This is a genomic window from Phyllobacterium endophyticum, assembly GCF_003010935.1.
GTDB lineage: Bacteria > Pseudomonadota > Alphaproteobacteria > Rhizobiales > Rhizobiaceae > Phyllobacterium > Phyllobacterium endophyticum.
Genome location: NZ_PGGN01000003.1, coordinates 681,294 through 706,147, shown reverse-complemented (window position 1 = coordinate 706,147; position 24,854 = coordinate 681,294). Strand labels below are relative to the sequence as shown.

At 57.3% G+C, this 24,854-nt stretch carries 23 protein-coding genes; 20 read left to right on the top strand and 3 right to left on the bottom strand.

Annotated features, from left to right (window positions below):
* Positions 1-16: 16 nt before the first annotated feature.
* The 9 genes from CU100_RS17515 to proX all read left to right on the top strand — a co-directional run bounded on the left by CU100_RS17515 (position 17) and on the right by proX (position 8,630).
* Positions 17-1,006, top strand: coding sequence for a flavin reductase family protein (locus CU100_RS17515; protein WP_106717842.1), 990 nt, complete (start codon positions 17-19; stop codon positions 1,004-1,006).
* An 18-nt stretch (positions 1,007-1,024) separates the two neighbouring features.
* On the top strand, positions 1,025-2,536 hold the full coding sequence (locus CU100_RS17510; protein ID WP_106717841.1) for an aldehyde dehydrogenase: 1,512 nt from the start codon (positions 1,025-1,027) through the stop codon (positions 2,534-2,536).
* A gap of 34 nt (positions 2,537-2,570) precedes the next feature.
* The gene (locus CU100_RS17505; RefSeq protein WP_106717840.1) at positions 2,571-3,650 is read left to right on the top strand and encodes an LLM class flavin-dependent oxidoreductase; all 1,080 of its coding nucleotides are present in this window, start codon (positions 2,571-2,573) and stop codon (positions 3,648-3,650) included.
* A 1-nt stretch (position 3,651) separates the two neighbouring features.
* Entirely contained in the window at positions 3,652-4,467 is an 816-nt protein-coding gene (locus tag CU100_RS17500; protein WP_106717839.1) for an alpha/beta fold hydrolase, read from the top strand.
* Complete coding sequence (locus tag CU100_RS17495; RefSeq protein WP_106717838.1) at positions 4,460-4,849, top strand: carboxymuconolactone decarboxylase family protein; 390 nt, start codon at positions 4,460-4,462, stop codon at positions 4,847-4,849. The genes CU100_RS17500 and CU100_RS17495 overlap by 8 nt, the downstream gene beginning before the upstream one ends.
* Positions 4,850-4,863: 14 nt before the next feature.
* Positions 4,864-5,187 (top strand): NIPSNAP family protein, encoded by a 324-nt coding sequence (locus CU100_RS17490; protein WP_210280666.1) that lies wholly within the window; start codon positions 4,864-4,866, stop codon positions 5,185-5,187.
* A 171-nt stretch (positions 5,188-5,358) separates the two neighbouring features.
* On the top strand, positions 5,359-6,561 hold the full coding sequence (locus CU100_RS17485; protein WP_183635530.1) for a quaternary amine ABC transporter ATP-binding protein: 1,203 nt from the start codon (positions 5,359-5,361) through the stop codon (positions 6,559-6,561).
* Entirely contained in the window at positions 6,554-7,489 is a 936-nt protein-coding gene (locus CU100_RS17480) for an ABC transporter permease (RefSeq protein WP_106717836.1), read from the top strand. Before CU100_RS17485 ends, CU100_RS17480 begins: the two co-directional genes overlap by 8 nt.
* 97 nt (positions 7,490-7,586) lie before the next feature.
* On the top strand, positions 7,587-8,630 hold the full coding sequence (gene proX, locus CU100_RS17475) for a glycine betaine/L-proline ABC transporter substrate-binding protein ProX (RefSeq protein ID WP_106717835.1): 1,044 nt from the start codon (positions 7,587-7,589) through the stop codon (positions 8,628-8,630).
* Between the two features lie 568 nt (positions 8,631-9,198).
* Here the strand turns inward: proX and CU100_RS17465 are convergent.
* Entirely contained in the window at positions 9,199-10,173 is a 975-nt protein-coding gene (locus CU100_RS17465; RefSeq protein ID WP_170113878.1) for an AraC family transcriptional regulator, read from the bottom strand.
* Between the two features lie 220 nt (positions 10,174-10,393).
* Between CU100_RS17465 and CU100_RS17460 the strand changes: the two genes are divergently transcribed.
* Positions 10,394-11,236, top strand: coding sequence for a VOC family protein (locus tag CU100_RS17460; RefSeq protein ID WP_106718035.1), 843 nt, complete (start codon positions 10,394-10,396; stop codon positions 11,234-11,236).
* A gap of 167 nt (positions 11,237-11,403) precedes the next feature.
* Entirely contained in the window at positions 11,404-11,829 is a 426-nt protein-coding gene (locus CU100_RS17455; protein WP_106717832.1) for a putative quinol monooxygenase, read from the top strand.
* A 214-nt stretch (positions 11,830-12,043) separates the two neighbouring features.
* Here the strand turns inward: CU100_RS17455 and CU100_RS27105 are convergent, their stop codons facing one another.
* A complete protein-coding gene (locus CU100_RS27105) occupies positions 12,044-12,217 on the bottom strand; it encodes a hypothetical protein (RefSeq protein WP_183635528.1) in 174 nt (57 codons plus the stop codon).
* 330 nt (positions 12,218-12,547) lie between these two features.
* Here CU100_RS27105 and CU100_RS27100 point away from each other — a divergent pair, with 330 nt between their 5' ends.
* The 3 genes from CU100_RS27100 (at position 12,548) to CU100_RS17440 (ending at position 16,927) form a co-directional block, all read left to right on the top strand.
* The gene (locus CU100_RS27100; protein ID WP_210204100.1) at positions 12,548-14,455 is read left to right on the top strand and encodes an SDR family NAD(P)-dependent oxidoreductase; all 1,908 of its coding nucleotides are present in this window, start codon (positions 12,548-12,550) and stop codon (positions 14,453-14,455) included.
* Between the two features lie 217 nt (positions 14,456-14,672).
* Positions 14,673-15,392, top strand: coding sequence for a response regulator (locus tag CU100_RS17445; RefSeq protein WP_106717831.1), 720 nt, complete (start codon positions 14,673-14,675; stop codon positions 15,390-15,392).
* Positions 15,389-16,927, top strand: a complete 1,539-nt coding sequence (locus tag CU100_RS17440; protein WP_106717830.1) for an ATP-binding protein — start codon at positions 15,389-15,391, stop codon at positions 16,925-16,927. Before CU100_RS17445 ends, CU100_RS17440 begins: the two co-directional genes overlap by 4 nt.
* A gap of 239 nt (positions 16,928-17,166) precedes the next feature.
* Here CU100_RS17440 and CU100_RS17435 read toward each other — a convergent pair whose 3' ends face one another.
* Positions 17,167-17,736 (bottom strand): TetR/AcrR family transcriptional regulator, encoded by a 570-nt coding sequence (locus CU100_RS17435; protein ID WP_106717829.1) that lies wholly within the window; start codon positions 17,734-17,736, stop codon positions 17,167-17,169.
* Positions 17,737-17,980: 244 nt separating this feature from the next.
* On the opposite strand from CU100_RS17435, the gene CU100_RS17430 reads away from it, so the two are divergent.
* From CU100_RS17430 to CU100_RS17405, 6 genes are all read left to right on the top strand, one after another.
* On the top strand, positions 17,981-18,601 hold the full coding sequence (locus CU100_RS17430) for a (2Fe-2S)-binding protein (protein WP_106718033.1): 621 nt from the start codon (positions 17,981-17,983) through the stop codon (positions 18,599-18,601).
* A gap of 3 nt (positions 18,602-18,604) precedes the next feature.
* The gene (locus tag CU100_RS17425) at positions 18,605-19,621 is read left to right on the top strand and encodes an FAD binding domain-containing protein (protein WP_106717828.1); all 1,017 of its coding nucleotides are present in this window, start codon (positions 18,605-18,607) and stop codon (positions 19,619-19,621) included.
* Positions 19,621-21,735: a xanthine dehydrogenase family protein molybdopterin-binding subunit gene (locus CU100_RS17420; RefSeq protein WP_106717827.1), complete on the top strand. Its 2,115-nt coding sequence runs from the start codon at positions 19,621-19,623 to the stop codon at positions 21,733-21,735. Before CU100_RS17425 ends, CU100_RS17420 begins: the two co-directional genes overlap by 1 nt.
* A 72-nt stretch (positions 21,736-21,807) precedes the next feature.
* Positions 21,808-22,242, top strand: coding sequence for a DoxX family protein (locus tag CU100_RS17415; RefSeq protein WP_106717826.1), 435 nt, complete (start codon positions 21,808-21,810; stop codon positions 22,240-22,242).
* A gap of 234 nt (positions 22,243-22,476) precedes the next feature.
* Entirely contained in the window at positions 22,477-22,953 is a 477-nt protein-coding gene (locus tag CU100_RS17410) for a nuclear transport factor 2 family protein (RefSeq protein WP_106717825.1), read from the top strand.
* A gap of 306 nt (positions 22,954-23,259) precedes the next feature.
* Positions 23,260-24,279, top strand: coding sequence for a PQQ-dependent sugar dehydrogenase (locus CU100_RS17405; RefSeq protein WP_170113877.1), 1,020 nt, complete (start codon positions 23,260-23,262; stop codon positions 24,277-24,279).
* The last annotated feature ends 575 nt before the right edge of the window (positions 24,280-24,854 follow it).

Here is a 24,854-nt window from a genome sequence, read left to right as displayed (position 1 = left end):
GCAAGGTAACGTGTGCATGTTGGCACCAGCCCCGCAAACCGAAACAGCCATTGATCCCATCGCCTTGCGCAGGGCCTTCGGGACTTTTGTGACCGGGGTGACGATCATCACCACCATCGACTGCGAAGGCAATCCACGAGGGATGACTGCCAATTCCTTCACCTCGGTATCCCTCGATCCGCCATTGCTGCTGGTTTGCGTTGGCAAGGGCGCCACGAGTTTCCCGGTGTTCAATCAAGCTCAGTTTTTTGCGGTCAACTTCCTGCATGAGGGGCAAGCGGAAATATCAGGCGTCTTCGCATCGAAATCGCCGGACAAGTTTCAATCGGTCAGCCATGACCGGGTCCATACCGGTGCGCCGGTCCTGACCGATTGCCTGACCTGGTTCGACTGCACCACGCACAACAGTATTGATGCCGGTGATCATATCATTCTCATCGGCCAGGTGCGCGCGTTCGGCACCAGCCCTTCGGCGCCGCTTGGCTTCTGTCGCGGGCGTTATGCCAATGTCAAAGATCCATTGCCTGCGGGGTGGCTCGCTTCTCACGGCATGGTTGTTGGCTACCTCATCGAGGCGGAGGGCAATATCCTGCTGCGCTCGGACGCTAGGGGTGGATGGGTGCTGCCCAGCGCAAAACGCCGTATCGCCGACAATGAACTGAAGCTCGACGATGGTGGAGCTCTTACTCTGCTTCCAGATAACACCTTTCTCTATTCGGTTTTCGACGTTGCCGACAGCGATCCAGGTTACCTGATCTATCGTGCCCGGCTTTCTCAGGATTCAATGGGCGTCGCATTGCCAGCCGACCTCAAATTCTTCCCCATCCAGGCGCTTCCCTATGATGCCATTCCAACACGCGAGCTGCGCGCAATGCTGCGCCGTTACGTGCGCGAGAGGCTCGATGCACGCTTCGGCATCTACATGGATTCAAGGGACGGTGGACGCCTCGCAATGATCGAGGGTGATGCCCAGCCCTGGCAGAAAACTATGCGCGAACAATCTTAGCAATGCAGGACCCAGCCTATGCAAACGACGGTAAAGACACTAGAGGGCTCACGCCAGAACCTGTTCATTGGCGGTGCTTTTGTACAACCGGCAAGCGGCGTCTATATTCCCAGTTATGATCCGACCAATGGTGAAGCCTGGTATCAGCTGGCGGACGCGAATGAAGCTGATGTTGACAAGGCGGTGAAAGCTGCGCGCGCTGCGCTGGTAAACCCGGCATGGCGACGGATGACGCAGACGGATCGCGGCAAGCTGGTACGCCGTCTTGCAGAACTCGTAACCGAGCATGCCGATGAATTGGCAATGATCGAAACGCGGGACAATGGCAAGCTGCTCAAGGAAATGCTGGCGCAGATGCGCGCCATGCCCGATGCCTATACATATTTTGCAGGCATGGCCGACAAGCTGCAGGGTGATACCATACCCGTCAACAAGCTTGACATGATCAACTTCAATATGCGCGAACCCCTCGGGGTCATCGCCATGATAACACCGTGGAACTCGCCGCTCATGCTGCTCACGGGGACGCTGGCTCCCTGTCTTGCCATTGGCAATACGGTTGTCATCAAGCCTTCCGAACACGCCTCCGCCTCGACATTGGCGTTCGCCGAACTGATTGCAAAGGCGGGCTTTCCGGCGGGCGTGGTCAATGTCGTAACCGGCAATGGCGCGACGGCTGGCGAAGCCCTTACCCGCCACAGGGGCATCACGAAGGTTGTATTTACCGGAAGCACCCAGACAGGTCGCCGGATCGCCGCAAACGCTGCCGCCAATCTCGTGCCTTGCCAGATGGAGCTGGGCGGAAAATCACCGCATGTCGTTTTTGGCGACGTGAATATCGAACGTGCGGTCAATGGCGTTGTGGCAGGGGTGTTCGCGGCAGCCGGACAGACCTGCGTCGCCGGATCGAGATGTTTTGTCGAAGCCAGTATTTACGACGAGTTCATGGACGCGCTTGTTGAACGCACGCGCCGTATAAAGGTGGGTCATCCCCTTGATGAGGATACGGATGTCGGACCGCTGGCGCTGTCGGCGCAGCTGGAGAAAGTCGAGGCCTATGTCGCCTCTGGTGTGCGTGATGGTGCAAAGGTTGCTTTTGGCGGAGGCAGGCCGCAATCGGAAGACCTGGCGCGTGGCTGGTATTACGAACCGACCATACTGAGCGATGCGCACAACGACATGGGGTTCATGCGCGACGAAATATTCGGCCCCGTGGTCGGCGTCATGCCTTTTTCGAGCGAGGAAGAGATGATCACCCTTGCCAATGACACGAACTACGGGCTGGCTTCCGGAATCTGGACCCAGGACATCGACCGGGCGATGCGCTTTGCCCGCAATATCGATGCGGGGACGGTGTGGGTCAATACGTACCGGTCAGCTGCTTACATGTCGTCGAATGGCGGCTTCAAGGAAAGTGGATACGGAAGACGCGGCGGTTTCGACGTCATGCGGGAATTCTCGCGATCAAAGAACGTGGTGATCGATTATTCGGGCGCCATGCAGGACCCGTTCGTAATCCGGCTCAAATAGCAATCACATCGAAAAAGCCCGGGAAGGGACAAACATGAAATTTGCAGTCTCACTCAGCATGGAGCGGTTTTCACCCGAAACACCAATGAAGAGCGTGCTGGGCAATATGCTCGAGCTCGTAAAACTGGCAGATACAGGTGGCTTTGAAACATTGTGGACAGCGGAGCATCACACGATCGAATGCACGATCTCGCCCAATCCCTTTACAGTGCTTACCTGGCTGGCGCAGCACACCGATCGGATAAGGCTTGGCACGGCGACGCTGGTTGCGCCTTACTGGACGCCAATCCGGCTGGCAGGAGAGGCCGCGCTTTGTGATCACCTGACCGGCGGGCGGCTCGAATTCGGCATCGCCCGCGGCGCTTATCAATACGAGTTCGATCGCATGGCCGGCGGTATCCCCCAGCAGGAGGGTGTCGCCTATATGAAGGAACTGGTGCCAGCCGTGCAGAAGCTTTGGGCCGGCGACTATGCCCATGATGGTCACTACTGGAAATTCCCTTTGGCTACATCCGTCCCAAAGCCGTTGCAGAAGCCGCATCCGCGCATCTGGGTCGCTGCAAGAGACCCCGGCACATTCGACTGGGCCGTGGCCAATGGTGCGAACATATTGTCAACGCCGCTCTCCGCACCAGCCGCGGAAATTGCCGTGCTTGGTGAAAAGTTCCGCAAGGCTGTTGCGGATCATCCCCATGTTCCTCGGCCGAAATTTATGATGCAACGTCGCACCTGCGTCTATGCCAAGCCTGACGACTGGCAGGTGGCAGTCCAGCACAGCATGGATTATGGCAGGACTTTCGAGAACTTGTTCCAGAATATCGGTACTGTGACCAACGGGTTCCCGGAAGCCGTGCCTTTCGACACCGTCAAAGGCCGCGACAATTATAATCCGGAGAGTATTCGCAAGAATCTTATGTTCGGGACGCCCGATGAGGTGATCGAAAAGCTGCTGGACTACGAGGCAGCCGGCGTCGATCAATATTGTCTTGGTCTGTCATTCAACCTGCCATTTGAATTGCAGAAGAATACATTGCGATTGTTTGCTGAAGAGGTGATGCCCTTCTTTGCCCGGCGCGAGCGTGAAAGTACCCGCCTTGCCGTTGCAGGTGAGTAAGATGGTCGGCCCGCTCCACCACCGCGTAGGAAGCGTCAATTTGAACTACCGTGTCGATGGAAACGGGCCGGATCCTTTGGTCTGCATTCACGGCGTTGGTTCCTCCCTCGAAGCGTGGAGCGGAGTCGTTGAACGGTTGGCGGGCGACTTCACGATACTGACCTTCGATCTTCGCGGGCACGGCGATTCCACCAAGATCAAGGGCCGTTACGATATAGATGATTTTGTTGCCGAGACATTGTCACTCGCGGATCATATGGATTTTCAAAGCTTTCATCTCGCCGGCTTTTCGCTTGGCGGTCTGATCGCGCAGCGGCTTGCCCTGACGCATCTCGATCGCATCCGCCGCCTCGTTCTGCTTTCCACTGTGGCCGGACGCACGCCGGACGAGCGAGAGCGTGTGCTGTCAAGGCTTGCCGCACTGCAGGCAGGTGAACCGGGCTCCCATTATAACGCTTCGCTATCGCGCTGGCTTACCGAGAATTTCCAGGCGCAAAATCCAGAAAAGATTGATGCCCTGCGTGCGCGCAATGCATTGAACGTTCCTGAATGTTACGCCTCTGCGTACCGCGTGCTGGCGGAGACGGATTTTGGTGGCCTTCTTGATCAGATTCGTTGTCCCACATTGATTGCCACCGGCGAGGAAGACGCCGGTTCAAATCCGCGCATGGCACGCTATATGCATGAACGCATCGTCGGATCACGGCTTCAGATCTTGCCGGGCTTACGCCATTCGATCCTCATCGAGGCGCCGGAGCTTGTTGCTGGCATGATGAAGGGTTTTCTCATGGAGGAGGATTTGGTAGGCCATGGATAAGCATTTGCAACAGGAAGGCGAGGCGGTCAGGCGCAAGGTCCTGGGCGATGATTATGTGGACCGGGCGCTGAACAATGCGGATGAATTTTCGCGGCCGTTTCAGGATGTGCTGAACGAATATTGCTGGGGTGCCGCCTGGACGGATGAAGCGCTCGATCTTAAGCAGCGTAGTCTGCTCAATCTTGGTATGTTGGCAGCGACAGGACGCATGCACGAATTCGGCGTCCATTTTCGCGGGGCTGTTCGCAACGGGCTGACGGAGGCAGAACTTCGTGCCGCCCTGATCCAGATCGCGGTCTATTGCGGGATACCGGCCGGAGTCGAATGTTTCCGCGTGGCTCAGGCCATCCGTAACGAAATGAAAGCGGAGCAGCGGCCGTGATAGGCGAGCAACGCATGAACCGGATCAAGTCTGGCAGGCTCGCGTGCTGTTTGAAGCTTGTCAGACAAGAGGGGCTGGCTATCCAGCAGCCCATTCTCGCAAACCCGATCGGCTGCTTTACGACAGAGACCGGAACACTCAATCAAGGCAACCATCTGTGGGGTTATAGCGATTTCGAGCACCGGATGCGTCGGCGTAAAATCCTGGCTGAAGATACGCGTTGGCCGGCATTTTTCCCGCGTTTGACGCAGAATATCGCAGGCCTCGCAACAGGCTTCTTCGCCAATGAAAGGGAAGAGTTCAGAATGAACGATGCCGTAACGAAATTGCGCGTGTAACCAAATAAACGCGTTGTTCTGGCCAGGGACCGTTCCGGTTCTTGTAAGGAACGACCGTCGCAATTCTCCTACGCATCGCTGGAAGACGGATCATGCAGTTAGCTTTTTCATTAACAATCAGCGCCGGAGCGTCCGCAAAGAGAGCAAGCGCCAACAAGATGGGAACCGATCGTGACAGAGTGTCTAAAGATTGAGAATCTCTACAAGATTTTCGCTCGATCGCCGGATCGGGCAATGCAGATGCTTGCGGCTGGCAGCAACAAGGATGATGTCCTTGCCAAGACTGGCGCGGTGGTCGGCCTGAACAACGTGACCTTGTCGGTCCCGGCGGGGGCCATCTACATGATCATGGGCCTATCGGGTTCCGGCAAGTCGACGCTGGCCCGCTGTATCAACCGGTTGAATGAACCCAGTTCGGGAAAAATTCTTCTTGACGGCGAGGATCTAGTCCCCCTCGATGAAGAGCGGTTGCGTGAAATTCGCCGGACCCGCATTTCTATGGTTTTCCAGCATTTCGCTCTGCTGCCTAACAAGCGTGTAATCGAGAACACGGAATTTGGATTAAAGCTGCGCGGCGTTCCCCTGCAGGAGCGGCGTAGGCGGGCTGAGGAAGTTCTATCCGTTGTTGGTCTTGCGCGTTGGGCCTATCACTTCCCCCATGAACTTAGCGGCGGGATGCGGCAGCGGGTCGGGCTCGCCCGTGCGCTGGCGACTGATGCCGATGTGCTGATCATGGATGAGGCATTCAGTGCGCTCGATCCGCTGATCCGGACGGAGATGCAGGACGAACTCCTGCGCTTGCAGCGAACCTTCAAGAAAACCATCCTGTTCATCACACATGATTTTCAGGAAGCGCTAAAGCTCGGTACGCGTATCGCGATCATGTCCGAAGGCGAACTTGTGCGCGAGGGGACGCCTCAGCAGATCGTGCTTGAACCCGGCAGCGACTACGTTGCCGCTTTCACCCGGGAAATAGACCGATCCAGACTCTTCGATGCACGCTCGATCATGACAGCAGCTCAGGGCATATCGCAGACAGCAACGGGCAGTGTCACGACCAAATTTGCTGCTACGGGCGAACCAGTCTTTATCGTCGATGCAGACAATCGTATTCTTGGCGCTCTCAGTGCCACAGACCAGCGGCGAGTCAATGGCGGAACATCCCCCGGGCCGCTGCTCTCAGGCGAATATGTCACCGTTCCTGCCAATGCCAAACTCGTCGACGTGGCGCGGGTCTACAGGTCCGGCCAGCCAATGGCAGTCATAGACGAGAGCGGCAAGCTCATCGGCACGCTTGCCGCAGAACAGATATTGTCGCGCATCGCCGCGACTTCCCATCCGCAACCATCCTCTCCTGGTGATCAAAATGTTTGACGCTGAAGACCTTTACATCTTCCCCGTAGACGTGTGGATACAAAAGGGAGTCGAATGGCTTGCGCTCAACCTCCGGCCGATCTTTCTTGCCATCAAATGGCCGGTTGAAACGCTGCTTTCTTTTAATGACTATGTGCTGCACCAAATCCCGTTCCCGGTTTTCGTCCTTCTCATTGCTTTGCTGGCTTACAGGCTGGCAAGCCGGGGGATCGCCCTTTTCAGCGCTGTCTCCCTGATTGCAATTGCCTTCATGGGTGTGTGGTCCGAAGCCATGACCACCCTGTCGCTCATCACAACCGCAATTCTTATCTGCACGATCATAGGGGTGCCTATCGGTATTCTATGCGCCCGCAGCGATTCTGTCTGGAACATTGTCCGACCGGTGCTCGATGTCATGCAGACCACGCCGACCTTCGTCTATCTGGTCCCGGTGGTTATGTTGTTCGGTGTGGGAACGGTGCCGGGCGAAGTTGCGGTTGTTACTGCCGCTGCGCCACCGCTCATCCGCTTTACCAACATAGGCATTCGCATGGTCGAGAAGGAAATGGTCGAGGCCGGGCTCGCCTTTGGTGCCAATAATCGTCAGTTACTTTGGGAAATCCAGTTGCCGCTTGCCATACCCACCATATTGGGGGGGCTCAATCAGACGGTTCTGACAGCGATGGTCATGTCTGTCGTGGTCGCAATGATTGGAGCGGAAGGACTTGGCCTTGTCGTTCTTCAGGGGCTTGGACGACTGGATGTCGGGCGTGCCGCTGTTGGCGGTATCGCCATTGTTCTCCTGGCCATGATGCTGGACCGGATCACTCAGAAAATGGCGCAGCCCAAGGACGTGAAGGCAAAGTCCTGGTTCCGCAGCCTTCTTGCCCTGCTGCAGATCGGTCGTGTGCAACAGCTGCCGCTTCCCACAGGGCGGCGCACAGTTTGAAACACGCTACCACGCGGATCTTGGAGAGAGGAGATTGAATCGTCACGAAGGGATGCACCAACAATGAAAAAAGAAACGATCCAGAAGGAGAACGCATATGAAATTCATCATCAAAACAATCATGCGAGCGACGGCGGCATTGGCTATTGCAGGAGTCATGACCTGTGGGCAGGCCGCAATTGCCCAGAATCTACCGGGTAGCGGCAAGACAATCCGTTTTGCACAATCCGATAGTCTCGGGGCAAATTATGTGACGGCACAGATTGTCATGGCTGCCTTAAAGGAGATGGGTTATGACGTAAAACTCAGCACCATCAATACGACTCTGTTCTTTCAAGCCGCCGCACAAGGTGATCTTGATGTCGCATCGGACATCAATTTCCCCCAACGTGAACCGGGCTACCTCAAGGTAGAAAAACAGGCCATGGCCATCGGCGACGGTATGATCGTCGGCGGCGGTATTAATGGCTATCTGATTGACAAGAAGACAGCTGATGCCAACAACATCACCTCACTGGAACAGATGAAAGATCCGAAGATAGCGGCTCTTTTCGGCAAGAAGGGCAAAGCAGATCTCATCAACTGCGATCCAGGCTGGAGTTGCGGGGATGTTGTGGATTTTCAGCTGGAGAAGTTCCAGTTGAAGGACACGATCAATTCCGTCAGAGGCAAGTATGAAGCGCTCATGGTGGAAGCTGTCGCCCGGGTGAAACGCGGGGAGCCAGCGTTCTTCTACGCGTGGAGCCCGTCATGGGTGAACAATGCACTGGTTCCGGGCAAAGATGTTGTTTGGTTGCCAACGCCCTTCGATGCGCTTCCTCCATCAGTGCCGAATAAAGGATCTGCCGAGGTCAAGGGTGTTACAGGATGTGCAGGCGGTGCAGATCCATGCCGGATGGCGATGGCCTCATGGAACTGGATTTCCGTAGCCAATCGCGAGTTCATTGCGGCCAACCCGCAGGTTAAGATCCTCCTTGAAGAAATGAAGTTTCCACTTGCAACGTGGTCGGAGTGGGAACACACGATTAATGAAAAGGGTGGAAGCACCAGTCAGATCAACAAGCTGGCCGACAGCTGGATATCCGACAACAAAGAACAGTTTAAACAGTGGGTGGCGGCTGCCTCCAAAGCAACCAACTGACAATCAGAACTCACCCAGCCCTGATCCGGGGCTGGGTGAGTTGCCCGAGTTCTATTTGATGGGCGAAATCTCATGCGATGGGTCGATCATTTTGCGCCAGGCGTCCTCCTTCAACGAAATCAAGTTAGTAATGGATCTTTCCTTTCTGATTGCCGCCGCGGAATTCTGCGTCGAACCGGACACGATGCACCCGCTCTTATCGGCACCTTCGAAACCGTCGTCCCGCCGGTCGCATCGCTGAGTTGCAATGGTTCTTGCCAGGTTCTCCAAAGATCGGACAATGGGTCGTCTGGAATAGCACTTCAGAAAACAGCATTGGCGGGTCTGAATTGGGTTGGCGCTTGAGGCGGGGATTTAAGTGAGTTTTTTAGTAAGCCGTGGATAGCGGCAACTAAACTGATGCTATCCATAGAGATGGCGCCGGTTGCAGACAGGCAGCTTCAGGGCATCCAAGATGGTAGCGGATATTTGATCGGGTGAGAACACACTCTCCAACTGGCTGTCTTATGAGAGCGGATACCCATCGCACCTGTGATACCTTTTCGTCGGTTCCTATCGTATTGTCGACCTAGAATACTGCGCGCCGGCGATATTCGCCGGGGGTGAGGCCGAGACAACGGCGGAACACGGTCGTCAAATGGGACTGGCTGGAAAAACCGCAAGCAAGGGCGACATCGACGAGCGGCGCGCCTCCCCGGTGCAACAAGGCTCGAGCCCGCTCGATCCGCCGTACCAGCACATAAGAATGGGGCGACATGCCAATTGTCTGTTGGAAACTATGGGCAAAATGATGAGTGCTCATCCCTGCGATCGCAGCGAGCGTTGACAGTCGCAGATCGTGGTCGATCGCATCTTCGATATAATCGACGACACGTGCAACACCCCTGGCCGGAAGCTTGCCGAATGGTCCGTGCCCGTTTCGCTCGCCGTGACTCGATAATTGCAAAAGGAATTTTTCAGCGAGGATCGCCCAACTGTCGAGGAGAAGATTGCTAGGCTCGATCATTGAGGCCGTATGCCGTATGCGCTCCAGGCAGTGGTGTAGCTGGACATCGAGTACATCGGCAGGCATCCGGATATGATCGTGCGTGAGGTCTTTTCCAAACAGTGAAAGGCAAACCATGCCCATCAGCTCGAATGGAATGTGAAATTGCATGAAGCTCACCGGCTGCTCAAAGCGCCATTGTGCGCCCTCGAACGGCAACATGGATATTAGGCCCGACGAAGCCGCATCGCGCCAGGCCGTCGCTGCGCTCGTTCGGAGCGAGGCACTGACGAAGTTCGGATCACCCTCTTGCGGGGAATCCTCGATCGTCGAGAACCAATAGCTCAATTTGAGCGACGCCGTTCCGGCGCCGATCATGCGTACCGGTGCGATCAGATGATCCGTCCAGTATCGCGGCACCGCAGACGTATTGATCGCCCTGCAGGAAGCAAGCCCGGCGCCGTCGCCTTCACTGTGGCCGAACTCCCGCCAGGCCTCGTCGAATTTCAACCGCCCGCCCTCCAGGCCGCCCAAAGGCTTTTGGTGGCGCAAATTCATGCGAAGCATCGAAGCGCCTGTCGCTGCAAAATAGCAAGATTCTGAAATACGCGCCAGCCGCGGGCCCCTTATCTGACATCGGCGTTCACTTCGTGTGGCGCGTGGGGATAACGAAACCGCGGGAGTGCACGGCAATCATGTGAATGACGCAACAGGGTTGCTGCGTCAGGCAGCAGCAGGTCGGGTCGCCGCGCGTGCGCGCAAGTTCAGGGAGACAACGATGGTAAAAAATCATGGGCAGATTTCAGGCGGCCTCAATCGCCGGGACGCGTTGAAAAGCACAGGCGCGGTGCTGGCCGCATCGATGACCGGGATGGCAACGCCAGCCGCCGCGCAGGGGCGGCAGACGGCTTCGTCGGCCCACCCCCAGCTACCGATTGGCCGGCGATTGCAAGGCGTCCAGCATTTCGGCCTGACGGTCCAGGACATGGAACGCGCCTTCACCTTCTATACCGAGGTCCTCGGCGGCACCGAGGTAATGCGGGACGGTGATTTTCAAGGTGAGCGTATTCACAATACGCTGTTGACCGGTCAGGAAATCGAAGCGCACGCACGCGGTGTCAATCCGCGCACGATGGGAATTCCCGACCTTCGCGGCGGTGCCCAGCGGCTGGACGTGCGCTTCATCCAGTTCGACAATGTCGTCATCGAGCTTCTGCAATATCGCGACGCCGACCAGCCAATGGGCGGTCCGCGAGCGTTCGCCGAGCCACTCGATCATATGAGCCCCGCCTTTCCGCGGATGATGCATATCTGCTTTCACATTCGTGACGATGTCGACTTCAACCAGTTCATCGCCGACCTTGAGGCGGACGCGGCACGGCGCGGCATGACGCATGTCCGCGCGAACCGCGTCGTAACCGTAACGAGCGAGTCGGAACGGAGCGCAGCCCCGCTCGACGCCAATTCCAATCCGATCACGCAAGGCAAGTCGGATGGGTGGCGGCTGATCTACTGCACCGGCTCGGAAGGCGAGCAGCTCGAGTTCGTGCAGGCGCTGGGTCCGGTCAAACAAACCTTCGACAGTGCGCTGGAAGCGCGGCGCAAAATGGTGGCGCGCTGAGCGGAGTGCAGGCAATGAACGACCTTGCCGCCAACCTCCTCCGCATAGGCGTCTATACACCGATGACGGGCGAACACACGACCGAGGAAATGTCGGCGAGATCGGTCCGGCCCTCGAGGCCGCTATCTGCGACCCGGTCCCAATCCCATGAAAGAAGGAGATTAGAAATGCCCCGGAGAGTCCTGTCTCACATCGCGCCGGCAGCGCTGATTGCGGCCGCTTTTGCAACGCCCCCGGCGATTGCCCACGACGCCGGCGGCCTGCGCTACGCCGATATGCCCGCCGACGCCTATGCCGTCGTTGCGCAGGTTCACGCCAAGCCTGGCAAGGAGGACGCGCTGCGCGCCATCACATTATCGCTCGTGCCGAAGGTCCGCGCCGAACCGAATAACCTGCTCTACTTCCTTCAGGAGAGCCGCGAGGCGCCCGGGCATTTCATTTTCTATGAGATCTTCGCCAGCCAAGCCGATTTCGAAGCGCATAACCAGACGCCGCATGTGCAGTCTTGGTTCGCGCGCCTGCCCGAGCTGGCCAATGGCGGGGTCACCGTGATCCGCATGAGTATCCTCAACAACGCGGCGAGCGCCCGCTGAAGTGATCATGGAAAGCAGCCCAGCGCTGCCGCTTCGTCGACAGTACAAACGCCCGCGCGGCGGCCGTAACCGTGCACGGGTCGCAGTACTGTGTCGAGATCCGCTGAAGATACGGGAGGTTCAGAAACATCCAAACTTGCGCTCCCGATGACCCAACTCCCCAACCGATCGCGTCGGTCAAGCCGGCTGTGGACGGTGCCGTTCCAAAGGTCGGCTAAATCGACGCAAGGTCGCGTCGGCAAACCGGGAGCGCCGCTTCGTGCTCCTTACCCATAAGCGCCGCGCCGCAACGGCTGGCCACGCCAAGGAATGAATGATCCGCTATTCCATCTTCGAATCGAGCGACCTCGACATGACGGATCACTTCAGAACGGCGTTTCAAAGGCACCTTGATTTCTCCCGTGCGCTTCAGACAACTTTCGGTGTCCCGCGTAGCTGGTTGAAGAGTTTTCCCGCTCACGATACTCGCGTACGCAGTCGATCCCTTCCGAAAGACCTTCGTCACTTCCTCCTTGGATGCCCAAGCACCTTAGCATCGCTTGCGATTGTTTGCTGAGTGCTCCTCTTGCCGGGGGCTTTGTTTGATCGAAGACACTTTGAGACAATTTGGTGACAGTTCGGCACATTTGCACGACAAAATGATAGTAATCACTTCGCTAACCTGCTGGGTGCGCGTCTCCAAGATATTGGTTGCGCGCACAGGAGAATTGGCGCGACCTTGGAAACTGTTCCATTACAATATTCGTTTGATCAGGAGGTCTTTTCGTTCACCGCCGTGGGCGTGGGGGTCGAAGCCGATCGCCTCACGGTCTGCGACGTTTGCATCGCCGGGGAGAGAATCCCAACGGTTCCAACGGTGACGCGAGAGAATAGCGAAGCACCTCACCTTGAGAATGCCAGTGGACTGCCGGCCCGCGCGGGAACGATGATTGAGGCGGTCTATACGACGAGGGCCAACGACCACAACCCGATAGAGCGTCACTCGACGGCCGTGGTTTGCTTGAAGATCGACGAAGGTACCCAAGGTTCCAGACTGAAGGTGGCAGTCGCCCACCTGCCTCTGTTCGACCCTACGCCTGTCGATGGCATCATCGTTCACTTTGTCGAGGTGTATGTCGGGGCCAGCACCCGGCGGGTCCGAGTGCCACGCACGACCGCAGACAGCCGGCCGATCGTCGGGTCACGCAATGCCCAAAGCCAGGTGCAAGGCGGCGTGGTGGGGGCCTCAGGAACGCATGAAGCCGATCAGCGATTCGGCTGGCGGAATGCGGATACCAGCGAGTATCGCGTCCCCGTTAGCGCCGACATGGGCAAGCTCGGCGTCTCCTTCATCGTGCTGGTGTCGAGGGTCTCGGCCAAGGCACCCTTGTTGGAGCAGCCGGCGCTCCCGCCAAGCGAGTTTGCACGTAATTGGCTATCGTTTGCGGAAGATGCCGTCGGCGCCGAGCCTTTCCATGCCAACGCGAGCCCGCTTTGCCATTCCATCGCCCACCCTTTCAACCAGGAGAATGACGACATGACCGATCATAAGAAACTTTCTGCTTTCTCACGTGCCACTGCATCTGTGTTGATTGATCGGCGGCGTTTCCTGGCGCTATCTGCGACGGCCTCGTTTGCAGCCGCCATCGGAACGGGTGCCGAAGCACAGGTGTCTGCCAACAAGTCAGTGGCGCCCGGCTGGAGCGCTGTAGACATTCCATCTCAAGCCGGGCGCACCATCGTTATCACTGGTGGAAACGGTGTTCCAGTGACCATCCCGACCGGAACGTTTCCACCTAGCGGCATCTATAGTGGCCTCGGCTATCAGGATGCGCTGGCGCTTGCCGGCAAGGGAGCAAACGTTATCATCGCCTCAAGGAATGCCGACAAAGGGCGCGAGGCGATTTCTCTGATCAAGGCGCAGCATCCGGGCGCGAATGTCCGATTTGAACCGCTTGACCTTAGCGATCTGGCATCGGTGACGGCGTTCAGTGAGCGACTTCGGACGCAAGTCGATCGCGTCGATACGCTGATCAATAATGCAGCAACTGCCGGGACGCCCGAGCGAAAGGTAAACGGCGCCGGACAAGAACTATGCTGGGCGATCAATACGGTAGGCCATTTCAGCCTCACCGCTCATCTATTACCCCTCTTGCGAAAGGGCGAGAGTCCCCGCGTTGTGTTCCTGAGTAGCGGTGCGGCAAGACGCGCCAAAGATTTCGAGGATCTGCAAACCGAAAAAGACTACACGCCGTTAAAGGCCTACGCTCTTTCTAAGGCAGCAATTCTCGTTCTGGCGCGAGACCTCAATCAGCGCAGTACCGAAGCAGGTTGGGGCGTCCACGTCACCGCAACTCATCCGGGCACCGCAAAAACCTTCCTGATTCCGAGCGGCCCCGGCCCCGATAGCGACTTCGGGCGCAGTCTCACATCTCACCCGGAGCGCTTTAAACCGTCTGAGCTCGGGGCGCTTTCGACACTCTTTGCCGCCACCGATCCGGCAGCGCAGGCAGGGGCCTACTACGGTCCTGTAAATGATCAGGGCGAAGTCGGGATCAGCGAAGACCACGCGGCTGCCATCAGCTCCAAACTGGCTCCGCAACTACACGAGGAGCTTGCCAAGACGACCGGTCAAAGCTTCTTCTGACGAGCGGTTCAAATCCTTGGCAAGGGTGCTCTCGTCGGCCACCGCTATGCCGGTTCGAGGATGTATCGGGGTCCGGTTTGTGACGGGGGATTCGCAGCATGCAAGGTCGACGGCTCGGGATGGATAAAGCGGGCAAAAATTGGTTAGATCCCAAGAGCATTGGTTCTATGGCGGCAATCGTGTTCCAGTGTAGAATGCCCAAGAAAAAGGTAGGGTAATGCAAGACCCCATACATGTCGTCGTTGTTGATGATCATAACGACATCCGTGATCTGGTTCGACAATATCTCGAGCAACAAGGCTACAAGGTCAGCGTGGCGGAGGGTGGGCCGGCCATGCGGCGAATCCTTGAACGGCAGGTTGTCGACTTGATCATCCTCGACGTCATGATGCCCGGCGAAGATGGCATTACGCTGTGCAGGCAGGTTCGAGCTTCCGGTGACATTCCCATCATATTTCTGACTGCGATGGCTGAAGATACCGATCGGATAGTCGGTCTCGAACTCGGGGCCGACGATTATCTGGTGAAGCCATTCAACCCACGTGAACTTCTTGCTCGGATTAGAGCTGTGCTCCGGCGTGCTACAAGTGCTGCGTCGGCACGTCCTATTCTTGACCGCAGGATTGTTCGTATGGGTCACTGGAAGGTCGATTTGGGTCGTCAGGAAATCTTCGGCGATGATGGCGCCGGGATACCGCTCAGCACGGCAGAGTTTCGCCTTCTGAAGGTGTTTATCGAGCGGCCCGGGTTGATCCTCAGCCGGGAGCAGCTCCTTGACATGACGGTCGGAAGGACAGCCGATATCTTTGACCGCAGCATTGATAACCAGATCAGTCGTCTTCGAAAGAAACTTGAGGAGAACCCAAGAAGTCCCTCGATCATCAGGACTCATTGGGGTGGCGGCTACAGCCTGTGTACAGAGGTTGCATTCGAATGACTGCTTTTTGGCGAAAAAGCCTGGCGACGCAATTTATAGGTCTGACCCTTGCGGCGTTGCTCGCCTCACAGGCGCTCACCGTCCTCATTTCTTGGGATGAATACACCAAAAAATTCGACGCCGCGGTGAAAGGTGAGTTCATCAGCCGAGCGGCAGCGATAACCCGCTTGATGGGAACGCTCTCGCCTCAAACGAGGGAGCAAGCGCTGCGTGCAAGTGAGGGAAGCTATCTGCGGTTCTGGTTGAGCGAAAGCGAGCCGGCGAACGCCAATTCTTGGAGGTTGAGGGCCCTTGCTCACCTTTCCCGGCCTCTGGACAGTTCAGTCGACCCGAGCGGCACGCTCGGCTGGGCTGGGGCGTCGCATCCGCAATTGCCAGACACCGACGAAGTGGCCACCGCAAACGCAAATGACCCGTGGGTGACGCCGACGCCTTATTTGTGGATGCTGCCGCAGCCAGCGAAGGTTCTCCGTTTCTCGGGCAGTTTGGGATATGGGTTTATGACGCAACTCGATGACGGACGCTGGCTGAACGCGGCCTTTTATCAGCACGACAAGAGAAGCTCGTGGACATCCAGGTCACTCATGTCACTTGGGCTCACCGCTTTTATTCTTGCATCGATCGGCGTTTTTATCGCAAGGCGCATCGCGCGACCACTACAAAGCCTGGCAACATCTGCTGAAGCCCTTGGCAGAGGACAAAACCTGCCGCCGCTGTCGGAAAACGGCCCGGAGGAGATCAAGCGGACGGCTCAGTCGTTCAATACGATGCAAAGCCGTCTGCATCGTTTCGTCGAAGACAGGACGGAAATGTTGGCAGCGATCGGCCATGATTTGCGAACGCCGCTGACATCGCTTCGGCTAAGAGCAGAATTCGTCAACGACGAAGAAATCAAACGCAAGATGCTATCGACCATCGACGAGCTCCAGTCGATGACAGAAGCTGCGATTTCTTTCGCACGAGGGGAATCGGTGAGAGAGGAGACCCGTGTCATAGATCTGGAGGCGCTGGTTGGAAGCATTTGTGACGATCAAGCGGATTTGGGGCATCCCGTCATACATATCGAGGGCGTGAAGATGAAGTACTTCTGTCGACCGGACAGCCTCCGCCGTGCGATCAGAAATCTTGTCGAGAACGCGGTCCGTTATGGTGGGGAGGCCAAAGTATCTCTTCGGCACGCCGGGTCGACTGTTGATATCGTGGTGGAAGATCGGGGCAAAGGGATTCCCCATGACATGATAGAGAAGGTTTTCGCGCCTTTTGTCCGGCTGGAAACTTCGCGTAACAGACAGACAGGAGGCATCGGCCTCGGTCTCTCCATAGCGCGCGCGGTAGCCCGGCAACATGGGGGCGACATATCTTTGTCCAACGGTGAAAGCGGTATGCAAGCTGTCATCTCGCTTCCTAGAGAAGGCATTTTGAGCGAGGTACCGGCGCGGAAGTCTCGCTTGTGGAACGTTAAGAATGTCGTGAGCGTCTCGCGCACGACTGGCGCGCCGGAACCGAGTATACCACTGCCTGAACAATCCAACTGACTTCGTGCTTGGCGTGTTTGAACTGCGTTGTCCTCATCTCCACACCGCAAGGAAAGTCGTGGCGTTCTGCCTTGCTTTCTTCGTTGCATCTCGTGCCGGGCCAGATCGTCTATTCTATCGTTGCCGCAATAAGGATTGGGCCGAAATCCCGCGTGAGATCAGGTGGGCGGCCCAATCGCGGTACGCCTCTGGAAGACGCTCCACAGAGTTGAACTTGTCGCTTGTCGAGCGACTATCTTTCAAACCAGAAGATGAAACTCCGTCTGGAATTCGGCAAGCACCCTATCGAGGTGATTTGCAAAGCTTGCCTCATTTTCGTCGCTGCGCCAGTTCTCTAGTGCGACTTTCCAGATGGCTGAGCCCACCTCCGCTATCACACGGGCAGGGGAGGGCCGGATGCCACGCTGTTGCAGCGTTAGGTCAATAGCAGACGCGAGCGCATGCAGCTTCATCAGTTCCCGCTCCTGCAAGTCGCTGTGAGACGATATCAGGGCCTGGCGCAGCTTTACGATCGGCCGATGCCCATCGATAAAGGGGGCGACTGATTTGAACGCGTGAGCCACCATCGCAAGTGGGTGCCTGCTGCAAGTTGCGCTGGCAATTTCGTTGCGTATGCTGATCTGATGGTCAGTGGCACGCCAAAATAGGACTTCTCGCTTATCGGGGAAGTAGCGATAAAAGGTTCGTTCCGTCAGCCCCGCATTCTCGGCAATATCGGGTACGGTGGTGGCGGCATATCCCTGCTCGCCAAAAAGCTTGAAGGCGGCGGCCTCGAAGCGTTCGCGTGCATTTTCCGCTCTCTGTACCATTTCATATCCCTCGCGATTTTGTGAATTTATGTCAATTGTCAGGTTCTGACAATAGTGCTAAACATTGTCAGAACCTGACAATGGATGCAGCTTCCAAGTTGAACGAGCAGGCATATTTCATGGCGAGGCGTTGGAGAACAGGCACCACAGAAAGCGCGTTAGCGACTTACTGAATGGTTCTTAAGCCAATCGCCGTCGCACAACCGCTGCTCGATACAACTTTGAAGCACGAGGGATGGCAAATATGGCAGACGAAGGATCTACAAAGACACAAACCGCCGGTGTCACGCGCCGTGTTGTCCTTGCCACCGGAGCCGGGGCAGCCGCTGCAAGCATATTGCCGCTCGACGAGTCAGCGCAGGCTCAAATGCCGTCTGCTCATGTCGAAACCGGCAGAAAAGTCCACCTCTCGGCGCTGATAAACGGTCAGCGGGTCAGCCTTGAACTTGACTCACGCGCATCTCTCCTCGACTTGCTGCGTGAACGGCTCGGATATACCGGGACGAAAAAAGGCTGTGATCACGGACAGTGCGGCGCTTGTACGGTTCATTTGGACGATCGGCCCGTTTCGGCGTGTCTGACCATGGCGGCCAAGATCGATGGGCGGCAGGTTACCACAATCGAGGGCCTCTCGACGGGTCAAGACCTTCACCCGATGCAGCAAGCCTTCATAGACAATGATGCACTTCAGTGTGGCTACTGCACGCCAGGACAGATCATGTCCGCGGTTGCTTGCGTGACCCAAGGCCGCGCGACAGATCCCGATGCTATCCGTGAGTTTATGAGCGGCAATATCTGTAGATGCGGAGCCTATGTCGGGATTCTGGCCGCCGTCGAGCAAGCGGCGAAGGTCATGGAGGGCTGAAAGATGCAGGGATTGAACTATACTTTTGCTCGGTCTGCCGAGGAAGCCGTCGCGCAATTCGCCGGGGCGGGTGGATCCGCCCGCTATATCGCGGGGGGCACCAACCTTTACGACCTCATGAAGCTGGGGATCGAGCGCCCGGCTCACCTGATCGACGTAAGCCGTATCGACGGTATGGACGCGATTGAAACTGATGGTGAGGTTCTGCGGTTCGGGGGGCGCGCGCTCATGGCCGATGTTGCCTACGCGCCGGTTGTTCGCGACGAATATCCGCTTCTTTCGCAAAGCCTGCTCAAGGCTGCGTCCCAGCAGTTGCGTAACATGGCCACGGTCGGTGGCAACCTTCTACAACGCACGCGTTGCATGTATTTCCGCAATGGAGCAGGGTCCTCCTCAATGGTTGGTGTTTACCCTTGTAACAAGCGCGAGCCTCACTCGGGCTGCTCGGCGATCGGCGGGGTGGATCGTACCCAAGCGGTTCTGGGCACCAGCCAGGCATGCACAGCGGTAGCGCCGGGCGACTGGCCGGTGGCGCTGATGGCGATGGATGCGACGATCGAGACGCTAGGCCCGCAAGGGGCGCGCGCGCTTCCAATTGCCGAATTCTATCGCCTTCCTGGTGATACGCCTCACAGCGAATTCAACCTCAATCCGGGTGAACTGGTGACCGCGATTACCGTTCGGAAAACGCCGGCGGGCCGTAGATCGACCTATCATAAAGTCCGCGACCGCGAAAGCTATGCCTTCGCACTGGCTTCTGCTGCAGTGGCAGTCGAGATGGAAGGCGCCACCGTGCGAGCTGCCCGTATCGCCCTCGGCGGGGTAGCAACCACCCCATGGCGGTCCAGCGCTGCCGAGGCAGTCGTCACAGGGTCAACTCTGACTCGCGAGTTGGCCATCCAGGCCGGACGGGCTGCATTCGCCGACGCCCGAAGCGGCAAGCAAAATGCATTCAAAATAGAGCTTGGCGCCCGGGTCGTCGCTGATGCCCTGATCATTGCCGCTGAGAGGAGAGCGTGATGCCTTCACAAGTCTTCCCGGAAATTGCACGCGTCGACGCCAGGGATAAGGTGCTCGGGCAGGCGCTATACGGGGCTGATATTAATCTGCCGGGAATGCTCTACGCGATGCTGGTACCTGCCACGATTGCAAAAGGCAGGGTGGGCGAACTCGACGTCAGGCGTGCGACTGAAACCGCTGGCGTTGTGCAGGTGTTGTCCATAGGAGACTTCCCGACACTTCGCCCGGAAATATCCTTTCTCGGCCAACCTATCGCGCTGGTCGTTGCCGAGACGATCGAGGCCGCGATTGAGGGTGCCGAAGCGGTAACCGCTGTCTATGAGGCTTCGCCGTTTGTTGCCTTGATGAGTAGCCCTGGTGCGCACCGCGTCCCGGCCGAGGGCTTTAGTACAGGAGACGTCGAGAGTGCTTTTCAGAACGCCGCCACGATAGTAGAGGGCACGTTCGAAACGCCAACCCAGCATCACAATCCCATGGAACTGTTCGGCACTGTCGCGGAATGGTCGGGCGGACGACTGACTGTTTATGAGGGTTGTCAGAACGTCGATGCGGTCAAGGGCGCGCTGGCAAAGGCTTTGAATCTTTCTCCCGACGCGGTCGCGGTCAAATCCGAACATGTCGGCGGTGGGTTCGGGCAAAAGTCTCCTCCCAAGATCCAGACGGCATTGGTGGCCCAGGCAGCCAGGCTGACACGGCGACCGGTCAAGCTGGTTGCGCCGCGTGGACAGGTTTTTCATATCGCAAACTATCGGCCACGCAGTATCCACAATATGCGCCTTGCCGCCAACGCAGCAGGGCGCCTGGACGCCATCTCATATGATGTTGTCCAAGAAAACATCCCGGACGGTGGATTTCGTTCGACCGGATATCACGAAGATATTGCGCGTCTGTATGCCATCGAGAATTTCCGGGCAACGGCAGCTGATGTCCATATTGACCGCCAGATGCCGCGCCACACGCGAGGCACCCATCCCTTTCCCGCGGGATTTGCCTTAGAAAGTCTCATCGACGAGATGGCCCACAAGCTTGGGAAGGACCCTGTACAATTTCGCCTGGATCATCAGGCCAAAAAGGACATCATTGCCGGCCAACCCTTGTCGCCACATTTCCTCAATGACTGTCTGACAGAGGGTGCCAAGCGGTTCGGCTGGAGCAAACGCGTGCCCGAACCGGGCTCAATGCGGCTGGACGATGGAACACTTGTGGGTTTCGGCGTCGCCTGCGGAATATTCGGGGCATCGATGTCCGCCAGCGAGGCGACGCTCAGGGTCCGCGCAAATGGCACCACACGCATGATCAGCTCCGGTCACGAGATGGGCCAGGGGATGCTCACTGCAATCGCCAATGTCATCACGCAAGGACTCGACATCAATCCCGATCGGTTGGAAATCCAGCTTGGGGATACGACACGGGGGCCGCAGATAGCCACCGTCGGAGAACGCGGTACGGCAAGCTGTATTCCGGTGGCGTTAAAGGCCGTGCACGCCCTGCGAGCCAAATTTGAGGAACTTGCCGGATCCAACCCTCCAGCCGGTAACTTGCATGAGCAATTGGCGCGACTGAAACGACCATATATCGAAGTTACGGCCACGGAGCTCGCGCCCGGGCAAGACCCTTCCGCTCTCAAGGCGTTCCGATCAGGGGGCCGTGCAGGGGCAGGGCCAGACTACCCCGGCTTCACGTCCATGAGCTATATTGCGCAGTTTGTGGAAATCCATATCGACCCGATGACGCGCCGAATTCGCATGCCGCGCGCAGTCAGTATTGCCGATATTGGACGGGTCGTAAGCCCCAGGACCGCGAAAGGCCAGATGTACGGCGGAGTTGTCTGGGGATTCAGTACAGCGCTCAGGGAAGAAACGGAGGTCGACCCGCGCTTTGCCGGTTATCTCAATGACGACTTGGCCGATTACGTAATAGCAGTCAACGCCGATATCGGAAACATTGATGTGGGTCTGATCGACCAACCCGATCCCAGGATCAACTCCGTTGGAGTGAAGGGGATGGGTGAGCTTGTGATGCTGGGAACCGCTCCTGCGATAGCAAACGCGATCTATCACGCAACGGGTAAGCGCATACGAAAACTTCCCATTCGCATTGAAGATGTCCTTTGACGGACACAGACCCATCGAACGGTATTGTCAAATACCGGGCTCATAGACATTTCGGTTAACCTGGAGAGAGATATGCCTACTTGGAAAGCAAATTACACCAGCAAGTTCGCTCCGCACCTTTTGAGTGTCTTGCGCATCTTTGCCGCAGGATCGTTTTTCACCCATGGCACGATGAAGCTGTTCGGATGGCCCGCGCCTTTTGAGTATCCTCTCAATCCCTTGCTATACACCGCCGGACTTCTTGAAGTCCTTGGCGGTTTGCTGCTGATATTGGGACTTTTCACTCGTCCGGCTGCCTTCGTTGTCTCTGGCTTGATGGCCTTTGCCTATTTCATCGCACACAGTTCGGATGGTTTCTTCCCCGTGCTCAATCACGGCGAAGCAGCCATGCTTTACTGCTTCACCTTTCTCTACTTTTCTGCTGCCGGTCCGGGTGCCTGGAGCTTGGATGGCTTGCTGGAAAGCAACGCCAAAGCGAGCGTCACCAATATAGCGGAAGCATCGTGATATTGGAACGCCGGCCCGTTCGAGGCGTGCACTTGTACCGACCGATGATGCGGTTTTGGCTGCCCCTTAAGGAGCGAGCAGGAGGCCGGAAGCAACTTGCCTGATGACGACTTCCGATGGGTTCGATGAGATCCTAACCAAGCCGTGCCTCAATGGACCACTTGTCACTTTGGTGTGCAACCGGACGCCGACGCCAGGCTGTCATCTTGACCTCGCAAACAAGGAGGATGCCAAATGACCAAGATTTTTCTCTACGTCGCGGGAATCGCCTCGCTGTTGGTTTCGACGCCGGTGGCAATGGCCCAATTGAGTGGACAATGCAGGGATCGAGCCGAGGCTGAAAAAGAAGTTCTCGCCCTGGATGAAAGGCGTATCGACGCATTGCTCCACAATGATGTGGCCCTGCTGGAGTCCATCACAGACGACGACTATACGCATGTCGAGAGTTCTGGGGGTGTTCGTGACAAGGCCCAATTCATCGCAGGTCGTCGTGGTCAACGCGCGTTGTTCTCGACCTTCGTCATCGAAGAAAACAAAGCGACGATCTACTGCAACGTTGCTGTTGTCGCTGGATCCTATCGCAATGCGTATAAAACCAGCGGCGGGGCGTCCGTGGAAAAAAGAGCCCGGCATCTCCGCGTCTACGTCCATAAAGACGGGCAATGGAAAAACGTCGCGCATCAGGCAACGGAGACTGGCAGAACCGACTAGTCACGCGCCAAGCGAGCAGGCTGCGACTTTGGTGTTGGCGTAGCTGAAGAGCATGTCGTTGATGTGAGAATAGCACGATCCAAGGGAGAGCTGTCCATGCCGTATCGGGATTTCGAAGATAGAGGCGGCGCTGGATATATGCGGCGCAGTATGCTCGCAAGGGGCGCGTACGGCGCAGCGATTGCATTGGTCCGAATCTCAGTGATCAGCCTCGCACCCGTTCTGCTCGGGATCATGCCGCTTGTGGTGTCCTCAGACACAAATGCTCAGTCATCAAATTTGCCAGGATACCCAGATACAGGCGTAATGCCCGTTGACACTCCCGTCCAGATTGTCGCAAGCCTCGATTTACCCTGGTCGGCGGTGCCGGTGGGCCGCGAGGTGCTCGTCAGCCAGCGTGGCACAGGAGATATAGTCGCTCTGCGGCCAGGCGCGACGTCGCGATCGGTCGGGGTTGTGCCCGGCGTCGTTGCCCGCGGGGATGGCGGTATGCTTGGACTGGCAGCGCTCGCACAGGGCGCGGAGGTCTGGGTCTATGCCTACCACAGCACGACTTCGGGCAATCGCATTGTTCGGATGGCGTACAGCGACGGTGTGCTTGGGAATGTTCAGGTCATACTTGACAGCTTGCCTGGCGGTCGTGGTCACAACGGCGGACGGATCGCCTTTGGTCCCGATGGGATGCTTTATGCTACGGTCGGCGAAACGCGAAATCCAGATCTCTCCCAGGACCAGAATTCACTTGCGGGCAAGATCCTCCGCATGACGCCGGACGGCGGCATCCCGGCGGACAACCCGATCAAAGGCTCCCTCGTCTATGCCTTTGGACTGCGCAACCCCCAAGGGCTGGCGTGGGACGAAGACGGGCAGCTGTGGGCAACCGACTTTGGCGACGATACATGGGATGAACTCAATCGAATTAGGCCGGGCGGAAACTACGGCTGGCCGGTTGTTGAAGGCCGAGGCGGCAACCCGGCTTACATCGACCCGGTCATGCAATGGCATACGCAGGAAATGGGTCCCAGCGGGCTTGCTTACGTCAGGGGCACCTTGTTCATTGCCGGTCTGACTGGAGAGCGGCTGTGGTCGGTGACAATGGACGCCACCGGCAATCCGCAAGCAAGGGCGCACTACGTCGGCCAATACGGTCGGGTTCGTGATGTATTTGAGGGTATAGACGGAAAGCTGTGGTTCGTAACGAACGGGCGGCGCGGCGATCCGGGTGGGCAGATCCTTTCGGTCACGCTTGCGCCTGCGCCCGCTGCCCGATGCACGCCAACAGACGGATCCGCTCAGGTATGCCCAAACGACGAGGTCGAGCGCTAGGCGATCGGAGAGATGGCTGACGGAAAGCCGTCATCCAGAAGGCGCCGTCACTGCCGGCTTCAGGGCCGGCCGTTCGTTACGAGGCGCCGGAGGTTGGCGATCCCTACTCCTGGTGTCCATTCGCACTGGGTCGGGTCGCTGGCTCCATTTATAAGCTTCCACCTTTGACTTGCTGCGTCTGACCGCTCTTGGAGAATGTGAATTGCAACAAGGTGGGATCATGTCGTTCTCCTTGATAGAGTACGCCTTCAGCCGGGAATATCGTTGGACGGTACCAGGCGGTCCGTTTCAGGTGAAGGGTTTTCCTTTCCAGGATGGTTCGGAACCTCAAACGCCGAGTTCATCTTGCGATCCGCCGCCGGGAAGAGACTGCCTTACTTCCGGGCTACTTGGTAACAAATCTTCATATAACTTAACCCACCAAGCCCCCTATGCGTGAGATCAAGCCATCGTAATTTTACGGTGAGGTGCGACGATGCATTGAGTTCAAAACGATCAACTTGATAAGCGCCAGGCGCTGGCACCTCAGATGCGAAGTTATCTCATCCATTCGCAGGTTGCTTCCAGCCCTGACG